Genomic DNA, 10,655 nt, shown 5'->3' with positions numbered 1-10,655 from the left:
CTAAATATCGTCGATTAGCGACCAAACGAAATGCTCAGCTCGCTAGCGCGATTTACAAGCAAGATAGGAAAAGTTGTGCGACTACGTGATGTCGTCGCGACCTTCTCCTTCACCGACATTCCCGCATTGACCATCAGTATCGGTGTCGCCAGATACCACAATGGCGATGACATCAACACCCTTCTCTCTCGCGCTGATCATGCGCTCTATCAAGCCAAAGACCAAGGACGCAACCGCGTCGTAATCGCCTCTGACTGATGGTTTCGAGCCACGGTATCCCTAGAGTCGATAAATAACGATGAGAATGTGGACTTAATCCACTTGATTGCAAATACGTTACAACATAACATTTGCGACCAATTCTCATTAACCAACTTGGAGAACTCCCATGACACAACCCGTGGTCGTCGCCAACGCTCTGTGCGTCGAGTTCGCACACAATCCGGTTCTCAATGATGTTCACTTTAGCGTCCAACAAGGGGAAGTCTTTGCTTTGCTCGGTGGCAATGGCGCCGGCAAATCAACAACGCTCAAAACCTTTTTAGGCACCGTCACGCCATCATCAGGCCATGCCGAGGTACTCGGTCTCTCAACCACCACTCATATTGATGAGATTCGTAGTAAAGTCGCTTACTTGCCTGAATCCGTCATGCTGTATGGGCATTTAAGCGGCCTTGAAAACATCGACTACTTTTTGTCTCTCTCGGGCGTCACTCGCTCACTTCCTGAGGTGGAACAAGCTCTTGCACAAGTGGCGCTCCAGCCCAATGCCTGGCATCAACGTCTCTCCAGCTATTCCAAAGGAATGCGACAAAAAACCGCGATCGCCCTCGCGCTGCTGCGTGAAGCGCCCGTGCTGTTTCTTGATGAGCCAACATCAGGCCTAGATCCAAGAGCCATTGACGAGTTCAACCAGTTGATCAGTGCGCTTGCTAAACAAGGCACGACGGTGTTTATGGTTACCCACGATGTCTACGGCGCATGCCAAGTGGCCGACCGAATCGGCCTATTGGACAAAGGACGTATTGTCGGTGTATTTGAGCGATCAGAACAAGGCAGCATCGACACCGAGCAAGTCCACGCCGCGTTCGCACAAAGGGGCTAAGCATGAAAACTCTCTCCCTTATTCTGTTCGATGAGTGGCGTTTTTGGCGTCGTAGCAAAGTCGCCGCTACGGTGCTGGTGATCGGCGTATTACTCACTCTGGCATCTGTGGTGGTCAATCATGTTGAGACACAACACGCCGATGCTGAGCGTCGCCAACTTCAGCAGTACTCTGAATCCCAATTTATGGCCCAACCTGACCGTCATCCACATCGAATGGTCCATTACGGTCACTACGTGTTTCGTAATCCCACACCATTGAGTGCACTGGATCCTGGCGTTGATGCGTACACGGGTCATGCGATTTTTCTTGAGGGCCACCGCCAAAACACCGCGATGTTCGCTGAGCAAAACCAGTCTAGCGGCATGACACGCTTTAGTTCTCTGTCTCCTGCCTTTTTGGTCCAGGTGCTGTTGCCACTGCTGATTGTTTTGGTCGGTTACAGCTGCGTCACACGGGAAAAAGAGGCCGGTACCTTGACCGTACTCATCACGCAAGGGGTGAACGCTCGTCAACTGCTGAGTGGTAAGTTCCTGGCACTGGTCTTGGCCGGAGTCGTCATGTTATTACCCTTGATTGTTGCGAGTCTGCTCGCCATTGGCGAGGGTGAAAGTATTTTGACCAGCAGCGCCTTTATCGCCGGTTACCTTGGCTACATCGTCATTTGGAGCGCGCTGGTGCTGTGGGTCTCGAGCATGAGTCAACGCAGTCACGCCAGCTTCGCCATATTGATTATCCTATGGGTAGTATTTGCTGTGTTGATGCCACGCATTGCCAGTTCAAGTGCCGCCACACTGGCGCCGGCGATGGGCAAATTGGAGACAGATTTTGGCGTGATTGAGGAGCTGCGTCAGCTTGGCGACGGACACAACGCCGCTGACCCTGCCTTTGAAAAACTCAAACGCGATCTCCTTGAGCAATACCAAGTGGACGACATCGCCGAGTTGCCAGTCAACTTTCGCGGCGCCGTCGCCGCGTATTCAGAAGAGAAACTGACTAAGGTGCTCAATCGCTACGCCGAAGACAACATGGACAAAGAGCAAAACCAAGCGAACATTGCGCGCCAATTTGGGTGGTTATCGCCAACGGTCTCCATGGCTAATCTCTCGATGATGCTGGCCGGTACCAACTTGGAAACGCACCATCGCTTTTTACGCCAAGCCGAAGATCTGCGTTTTGAGTTCGTTCAAGCCCTAAACCACGTCCACCTGCACGATCTTGACTACCAAACTGACGTGAACCGCTATAAAGACGACGCGACAGCCAAAGCCGCGCGCGTCGACGCTCACCACTGGCAAGTGCTCTCCTCTTTTACTTTTACGCCACAAGCGCCCAACGCCCGCCTCGCCCAAAGTCTGCGATATGCGTTGCAAATGGGACTTTGGTTACTGATTCTGGCGGGCCTTATCCGTTTCGCGACTAGGAGATTGATGTCATGATGTCTTTAACGGATCTCATCCGTGAAACCCGTTTTCTCGCTAAACAAGGTTACGTTGTCGGCTTTTTGCTGGTTGTGTTTGCCCTGACGAGCTTTGCCATCGTTAGTGGCGTAAATGAAATTCGTGAGCAGCAAGAGACCTTGGTTCGCTTGCAGGCAAAGGATGCCACAGAGCGCGAACACATTCTCGCCGAGCAGCACGACTACGGCAGCGCCGCTTACTACAGCTTCCACCTCACCTACTCTGAGCCTCAGCCGCTTGCCTTTGCTGCCATGGGCCAGCGTGATGTGACGTCTTGGAAGCACCGCATCCGCATGCTAGCGCTCGAAGGGCAGATCTACGAAACCGACGCACAAAACCCGGAACTCTCCTTGGCAGGCTTTTTCGATTTTGCGTTTATTGTCAGCATACTACTGCCTCTGTTTGTGATTCTGTTGCTCCATGATTTACGGGCGGGAGAGCGCGAAGCGGGTCGCTACGATCTGCTGTTAGTGAGCGCTAAACGTCAAGGCTCGCTATGGGCGGCGCGTGCGTTGATTCACTGCACGGGGCTCGCGCTGGCACTGTTGCTCCCCTTTGGTCTTGGTGCATGGACGATGGCAGTGCCCATCACCCAAGTCCTCGCGGTGATGGCCATCGTGCTTGTCCACCTCGCGTTTTGGGCATGGTTGACCTTACTCATCGGAAAAACACTCACACAGAAAGGTCAGCGCTCGGCGCGCATTGCCTCAGCTTTGCTTGGTATTTGGTTAGCCTCGACGGTGGTGGTGCCCGTGGTCAGTGATAGCGTGATTAACCACACCATCACAGGTCCAAGTGGCGGCGACATCGTACTGCTGCAACGCGAAGAGGTAAACGGTGCGTGGGACAAACCCTTTTCTGATACTTGGGCGTCATTCTTAACTACCCACCCAGAATGGGCGCAAGCAACCGATATGCAATCTCTGTTTGAATGGAAATGGTACTACGCGTTTCAGCAAGTCGGCGATCAAAAAGCCGCGCCACTGTCACAAGCGTATCGCCAAACGCTACGCGAACGTGATGCCGCCGCTGGCTATGCAGCGTGGCTTTCGCCTTCAACGCTCACCCAACGTTGGATGACATCGCTGGCGAACACCGATGTTAAAGCGAGCATGCGCTATGAGCAACGTGTGCGCAATTTCCACCAATCGCTCAGACACTTCTACTACCCGCTGCTGTTTGGCGACGCACCATTTAGCCATGATGAACTTAAGGCCATGCCGGTATTCTCTGACGAGGGTTAAAGCTCACTCAGCCAATGAGCGACAAAAAAGGCGCAGAGCAATCACTTGCCTGCGCCTTTTTCATAAATCTGCTCAGTTAAAGCTGATTAATGTCTTCAAACGATCCTTGAATGTAAGAGCCGAGATGCATGGCGTAGTGTTCACTTTCAATCAGCGCCAACAACTTGTGTTTAAGCTCCACTGGATAGAGACGCTTCTCTGCCAACTGTTCAATCGGCACCCACTCGACGCTTTGAATAAACTGCTCGTCATTCAGCCCTTTAAGGTTCTCTAAGTTCGGAGTGCCTTGATAATGCGTGATGTGATAAAAGAACTCGGCATGGTAGCGATGGTTTTCCGTTTCCAGAAACTCTCGCACGCACACTAGCTCACCCACTTTCACGCTCAGCCCTGTCTCTTCAGCGAATTCACGTTCAACACACGCCTTAGTGCTGCGGTCAACCGATTCCATGCCGCCACCCGGCGGTATCCAGTATTCACCGGTAAAATCGTTGACTCTGAGCAACAACACGGCGCCTTGATCGACCAGTATGCCCGCGGCACGTATCCTGTGTTCCATGACTAATCCTTGTAAACATCCATTGCAGCTTGAATCAGCTGCATGTGTATCGGCACTAAATCCTCATGACGAGTGCGATAACCACCACCGACAACGCAGGCAATCGGCACACCTCGCCTCGTCGCTACTTCAAACATAGCTCTATCTCGTTGATATATCGCCTGTGTTGAGACATTAAAATACCCCAGTTCATCCTCTTGGTGAATATCCACACCGGCATCATAGAGAATAAAATCAGGCTGATGCAGATTCACAGCCATCTCAACCACGCTAGTAAAGTGACTTAAAAATGTCGCATCGTCTGTGCCCTTTGAAAGCGCCACATCGAGATTAGAATCCGGTTTGCGCGCCGGAAAGTTCTTATCGCAATGAAACGATAGGGTAATGATCTCCGCCTCATCTCGACACAAGGTCGCCGTGCCATCGCCGTGATGCACATCGCTATCAACAATAAGCACAGTATCCACATGCTCATTGGTCAAGACTCGTTTGGCCGCGATCACCAAATCGTTGATCAGACAAAACCCGCTACCAAAATCATAGTGCGCGTGATGGTAGCCACCGCTCAAATGAATCGCCACGCCTCGCTCTAGCGCCGCATCCACCGTTGCACTGGTACCCCCTGCCGAAGTGAGGGTGCGAGTGATCAGTTGCTCACTCCAAGGAAAGCCAATACGTCGCATTTTGGCAGCAGGCAGTGCGCCGCGACACAAGAGATCAAGATATTGGCCGCAATGGGTACGCGCGGCTTCCTCCATCGTGATGGCACTGGGCGTCACCCAATCGATACGGTGTTGCCAAGGCGTTTGCTTGCGTATCGCCTCATACAGATAGCGATATTTGTTGATCGGGTAGCGATGCCCGTCAGGCAAGGGTAAATCGGAGTAGATCGGGTGGTATATCAGGGGGATCATGAGGACAACAAACACGTAACCATAACGCCCATGCTAGCAGCTCACGGGCGCAGGGAAAACGACTATCGATAGATGGACTTGGTGGATTGTCGAATCATCAAGTCTATCGGTGGTAAACGAGTCTCATGTCGTTCACCTGACAACAAGTTCAACATCGAACGCGCAGAGACGGCGCCAATCTCTTCAATCGGCTGACGCAATGTTGTTAAAGCGGGCGTAAAGTATTGAGAGGTGGGCAAATCATCAAAACCGACGATGGAGACATCCTCTGGCACTCTAAAACCGTGGTCAGTTAGGGCTTTCATTGCGCCATAGGCCGTTTGATCATTAGCGGCAAACAACGCAGAGAAATGCACTTTAGATTCAATTAGCTCAACCGTTTTCTCATACCCTGTTTCAGAGCTGAAATCGCCCTGTTTGATCAATTTTGGATTGGGTTTGATTTGCGCTTCAGTTAACGCTTTCTTGTAACCGGCAAAGCGTGCCCCCGAATCTGGTTGACTGGAGAGCCCTTTAATGTGGGCAATATTCACATGGCCAAGTTGCAACAGGTGCAACGTTGCAATATATCCGCCCAGTACATTATCTAGATTCAAGGAGCGAACGTTCTCCCCTTGAATGTCATAACCTACCGCGACAACCGGAATGGATTTCGCCGTGGTGAGAATCGACTGCTCGCTCAAATTGCCCGTCACAATGATGATGCCATCGACGTTGCTTTTCATCAGGTACTCAAGCGCATGAACCTCAAGCTTATTTTGCCAATGTCCAGTCGCTAAAACCAAGGAGTAGCCTTGCGCCAGCAATACGTTCTCCATGTCATTGAGAATACGACTGGTGTAAGGACTGTCTGGATGCTGAATCAGCACACCAATCGTCATCGAGCGACGAGTCGTGCTTTGCTGCATATGAAAATTGGGCTTGTAGCCCAACGTGGTGATCGCCTGCTCGATCTTGTGGCTCTTGTCATCAGAAACATAGGTGGTGCGATTTAAAAAACGCGACACCGTACTAGGCGAGACGCCAGCCAACGTCGCGACATCGTACACCGTGGGGGATTTTTTCTTCTTGTTTGTCATAAGGTTGCTCGGCTCATCATGAGTCACTCACCGTAAGTGGCTGAACTATAATGGGACTGAGTCGTGTACTCAATCCCAACGATTGCGGCTTTGTGAGGTTCAGGCAAAACTCAATGGCAACCAGATATGACATCGCTCTGCCTGCGCCCACGTATGCGCGTCCCTCATTATTGGTACAGATAAGCGAAAATCATTCCCGGTCTGAAGTATCGCCCTGCGGTGTACTTTAACCCCGTGCTGAGTAACCACTTATGCAACTCAGCGTGATCCGGCCAATTATCCTTAGCAGCAAACTCGTCAGACGCGAGAGAGCGAATAAACGCATCGGCATCATCCGTCAGATTTGGATTCACACGCCCATCGCTAAGTAGATGACCTAAGTGTTGCAAATACGATACCCACTGCTGAGCGCGAGTCTTATCGATGTCAAATCGCTGCGCCATCGACTCTGGCGTCACCACGACCGAGCAATTGAAACCCTCTGGCGCGGCGAAAGGAATCTTCGCCATTTGGTATAGCGCCTGATAGACGGTATCCATCAAGGTTTCCGCTTGCGTTTGCTTACCCGCCAAACGCAGCGCGGTGGCAACACTGAATTGCACACCAATCCAGACATCTTGCGCTTGGAATGCCTCGTGAGGACGCCCGTCCGCTAAGGTCATATTCGCCACCCCCAGCTTAGGACTGTTGGCAACAAAGTTAGTTTGGTAGATAAAATCCAAAGTTCGCTCAGTCCGCTGCGGCGCAAACAAGCGAGGTAGCCCCACCAATTGCAGGTAGCTGTCAGCCAGTAACGCATCACCAAAACTGTTATCTGAATCCTCCACCAGCTCAGCAAACTGAGGGGTAAAGGCGGTGGGTACGCGGCTCAATAACCGCTGCTTCTTCACTTTACGCTGCGCCCTTTGGCCATCGTCACTCGCCTCGTCGATCTCATCAAGATACGCGTTCAACACCGCGGCATCGTCCACTGCGTCACCACTCACCGCTAACCCCAATCCTTGTAGCTCAGCCAAACCTTCTCCTGTCAGATGCTTGGCTTGGACCGGCGTAACGAAAAAGTGGTAATAGCCTTGCTTCTCATCCCATAAGGCACGTTCGAGGGTTGCCAAAGCGCGCTCGCTACGTTCATTGTAACCCTCGCTCACCGCCGTCTCACCAACACATTGAGCTAACTCAGCTGCCGCGCGCAGCCCTGCTGCCCATAAGCTACCACAGTAGATAGAGATGCCATGAGACGAAAGGTTATCAAACGTATCGTCCGTGCCACGCGTCAAAGGTAGATCCTCACCGGGGCCAATCAGTTGACTGAGGTACTCGATGCTCTCTTTCACCGCCGGCCAGCACTGTTCCACCACCGCCTGATCGCCGGTTTTCTGCCAGTGGCGGTAGACCATCAGGATGTATTTAGGTGCGAGATCCTTCCACTCTTTGACGTTATGCCAACTGTAGGCATCTGGCTGAATATCGTAAGGGCTGCCAAGATCGTGGATCACCGCGCCGCGCTCGGCACGTGTCCCTTGGTATTTTTCGTCAACCAGCTCAGCGTAAGGTTTGTCTTCATACTCCCAATAGCGCCGCAGAGTATTGTCACTGGCTAAAATTGCCCGCGCAAAATGCTTCATCACCGCCCCATCGAGTTGTGGCAACAAATACAGCAGTGAGAACGAACCGTAAAAATAAACATCCAGTGAGTTAAAGAAGGGATAATCGACACACTCTTTGACCAGCAAGGTATCTTCGACGTCCCACACGGTTGATTCCGCTAGAAACGAGAGGCTATTCATCGCCATCGTCGCGTAACGCAGGGCACTCTCTTGGCCACTAAACTTGGCCACTGCCTGGTCATAAAAGTCTTGTTGCTGGGTGACAATACGCTGCTCTATCTCTGAAAGCTTAGGCAAGGTCTGGGTTAATATCGTTTCAGCGCGCGATGGCTCAGGGAAGTAGCGAGCGTACGCTTTGTGACTTTGCCAACCGTCGAGAAGGATTTTGCTGTGATCCATCACTTGCGCGAAACGCAGCGATTGCGTTTCACCCGGCTCAAGCTTCACCTGAACACAAACTAGAGCACTGAGTGGCTCACGGCCACTGTAGATACCGCGGTCAAAATGATCATTGGTTCGCCCTGTATGCAGTGCACGCCATACTTGTTGCTGCGCCTTGCTGGCGTAAACCTGTGACTTAAGCGACACGGTTATCTTGCCCGCTTGAACTGTGCTCGCTGACGCTTGAACGCCGTAAATCACTTCGCCTTCAATATCACTGGCATACGGTGAGTTGGACGCCAAGCGCACACCACTGAACTGCGTCTCACCTTGATCAAGCACAATCGGTTGATGCTGATGCCCAATCGGGTTTTGCACCAAGTGACAACAGGAATCTTGTACGCCATCTCGTGCCTTTTGGTAGGTCGCTCCCATCAAGTTATTCAGCGGCTGGACCACGGTGACCCACTGAGCTTTATTGCTGCGGTTGGTGAGCTGAAATTGGTTCCAGTGCAAAGGTAGACTGCAAAGTTCTGGGGCATCTTTGACCACAGGAGAGACCACTTGGCGAGTTAACTCAATATCACAGAGTCCATGATAGTCATACTCCGCCAACGGATACAGCGCCCGATAATGCACTCGACTGGCGTCAACAGAGGGCACCATTGCGCCGCGTTGCGGTGTCAATGACCACGCGTGGGTCGACCTATTAACCAACAAACCATTAAAAAAGTCGATCGCGACCAGTAGCTGAGCCTCAACGCTTGTCTCGTCAGCCTGAATTGCCTGGTGTGTTGCGGCGCTAAATTCAATATTCCAGCGTAGGAAGTACTCTTTGTTGATCAAGTAGAACTGACCAGACAAAATGGTTTCCCTAATTAAGGATAGTAGCTCATCTTTATTATTACATTGTGATATCTCACGTAAAAATATCGCCGGATAGTAATTTAAATACAGTTTCGCTTCAGAAAAATCCGATATGTCCAGATTCTCAACGTGATGTTCATCCATCACAGAAATATAGAAATCGTTGAAATAGACATCATCCTCTTGGCAATCAATAAATATACCAGGAATGAAACTAAAGTTTGGCGTTTTACCTTGCGGCGTTAAGGTGAAAGTGTTGCCAATACCACCCACCGCCATCCCCGTATTTTCAGGGGTGGTTGAGATAGGCGTATACCAAGGCTGGATAAATTCAGCGGCGTTGCCTTTACTGCACAGAACGTCCGATGGACCAAAATATGAAGTGTATGGAATTTTATTTATCATAATGTGAAAACCAACATTGAATATTTATATTCATCAATTAATATCCTCTTCAAAGGAGATATTAATATGTTTAAAATCGTTAAAGGGAAATTTGGAGATTTTCACTCCACAACACTCTTAAATTCAAAACTCGGCATCTGCGTCGAAATTATTCAAGACTTTGGTGCCATTATTAACCAATATCGGGTCAATCATAGTCCTTTCTCATTTATTGTTGGCTACCAAGACAGTCAAAATGTGATTCAATCTCACCCTTTTTTCTCTCGTAGTGCCAAACTGTTTCCCTTCCCTAACCGCCTAAAAAACGGTCAATATCACTACCGAGGGCATGACTACAGATTACCGGCGAACTTTCCTTGGTCTGAACATGCCGTACATGGCCTACTTTACAATCAACCGTTTCATGTGGTTGAGACCGATGCACAAGAGCACTTCGCCACGGCGCGTTTTCGCTATGAGACCGACCATCTTGCCGACGGTTTTCCGTTCGCTTTCCGGCTCGACGTCTGCTATCACATTGATGAGACTGGCCGCCTTCGCTGTTATACCGAGATCACCAACACCGGCGAATCCCCTTTCCCTTATGGCGATGCTTGGCATCCTTATTTTTCGCTCGGTGATTCACTGGCGCAGTGCCAACTGAGCCTAAGCCCTCATCAAGAGGTCGTACACCGCGATGATTTACCCACCGGCGAATACACGAGCAACACCGCCCTCAGTAGCCCAACGACGCTCGCCGATGTCACACTCAATCATTGCTATCGATTTCATCAAAGCAGTGATCAATCGCTAACCCTAACCCGAGCGGATCAACAAGCCCGTCTCGACTACCAGCAAGGGGCAAATTACCCTTTTATTCAGCTCTACACGCCAGCGTCGGAGCCGAGTATTGCAATTGAACCTATGTCATGCCCTGCTGATGCGTTTAACAATCACATCGGTTTATTGGAACTTAACCCCGAGCAAACCGCGCAGTTTGAGTGGCAATGCCACGCGCACTATCAGCCACGGCGCTGATGTACCATCGTCGGGGA

At 50.9% G+C, this 10,655-nt stretch carries 9 protein-coding genes; 5 read left to right on the top strand and 4 right to left on the bottom strand.

All coding sequences use genetic code 11. The features are described from left to right. Positions 1-30: 30 nt before the first annotated feature. The 4 genes from AC6R0S_RS05130 (at position 31) to AC6R0S_RS05115 (ending at position 3,809) form a co-directional block, all read left to right on the top strand. Positions 31-258 carry a diguanylate cyclase gene (locus AC6R0S_RS05130; RefSeq protein WP_500637373.1) on the top strand — a complete coding sequence of 76 codons (228 nt, stop codon included), beginning with the start codon at positions 31-33 and terminating at the stop codon, positions 256-258. Positions 259-388: 130 nt separating this feature from the next. Beyond that, positions 389-1,105, top strand: a complete 717-nt coding sequence (locus AC6R0S_RS05125; protein ID WP_500637372.1) for an ABC transporter ATP-binding protein — start codon at positions 389-391, stop codon at positions 1,103-1,105. 2 nt (positions 1,106-1,107) lie between these two features. After that, entirely contained in the window at positions 1,108-2,544 is a 1,437-nt protein-coding gene (locus AC6R0S_RS05120) for an ABC transporter permease (RefSeq protein ID WP_500637371.1), read from the top strand. Then, a complete protein-coding gene (locus AC6R0S_RS05115) occupies positions 2,541-3,809 on the top strand; it encodes a DUF3526 domain-containing protein (protein WP_500637370.1) in 1,269 nt (422 codons plus the stop codon). Before AC6R0S_RS05120 ends, AC6R0S_RS05115 begins: the two co-directional genes overlap by 4 nt. A gap of 76 nt (positions 3,810-3,885) precedes the next feature. Here the strand turns inward: AC6R0S_RS05115 and AC6R0S_RS05110 are convergent, their stop codons facing one another. The 4 genes from AC6R0S_RS05110 to AC6R0S_RS05095 form a co-directional block, all read right to left on the bottom strand. Beyond that, on the bottom strand, positions 3,886-4,368 hold the full coding sequence (locus tag AC6R0S_RS05110) for an NUDIX domain-containing protein (RefSeq protein WP_500637369.1): 483 nt from the start codon (positions 4,366-4,368) through the stop codon (positions 3,886-3,888). A 2-nt stretch (positions 4,369-4,370) separates the two neighbouring features. Beyond that, complete coding sequence (locus AC6R0S_RS05105) at positions 4,371-5,282, bottom strand: histone deacetylase family protein (protein ID WP_500637368.1); 912 nt, start codon at positions 5,280-5,282, stop codon at positions 4,371-4,373. Positions 5,283-5,344: 62 nt separating this feature from the next. Next, positions 5,345-6,361 carry a LacI family DNA-binding transcriptional regulator gene (locus AC6R0S_RS05100; protein WP_500637367.1) on the bottom strand — a complete coding sequence of 339 codons (1,017 nt, stop codon included), beginning with the start codon at positions 6,359-6,361 and terminating at the stop codon, positions 5,345-5,347. 167 nt (positions 6,362-6,528) lie between these two features. Then, positions 6,529-9,621, bottom strand: a complete 3,093-nt coding sequence (locus tag AC6R0S_RS05095) for a GH116 family glycosyl hydrolase (protein ID WP_500637366.1) — start codon at positions 9,619-9,621, stop codon at positions 6,529-6,531. 66 nt (positions 9,622-9,687) lie between these two features. On the opposite strand from AC6R0S_RS05095, the gene AC6R0S_RS05090 reads away from it, so the two are divergent. After that, on the top strand, positions 9,688-10,638 hold the full coding sequence (locus tag AC6R0S_RS05090) for an aldose 1-epimerase (protein ID WP_500637365.1): 951 nt from the start codon (positions 9,688-9,690) through the stop codon (positions 10,636-10,638). The last annotated feature ends 17 nt before the right edge of the window (positions 10,639-10,655 follow it).

This window comes from Vibrio sp. R15-SG3-ISO1B, assembly GCF_059833835.1.
Note: the sequence above shows the minus strand (reverse complement) of the source record. Positions and strands in the feature narration are given on the sequence as shown.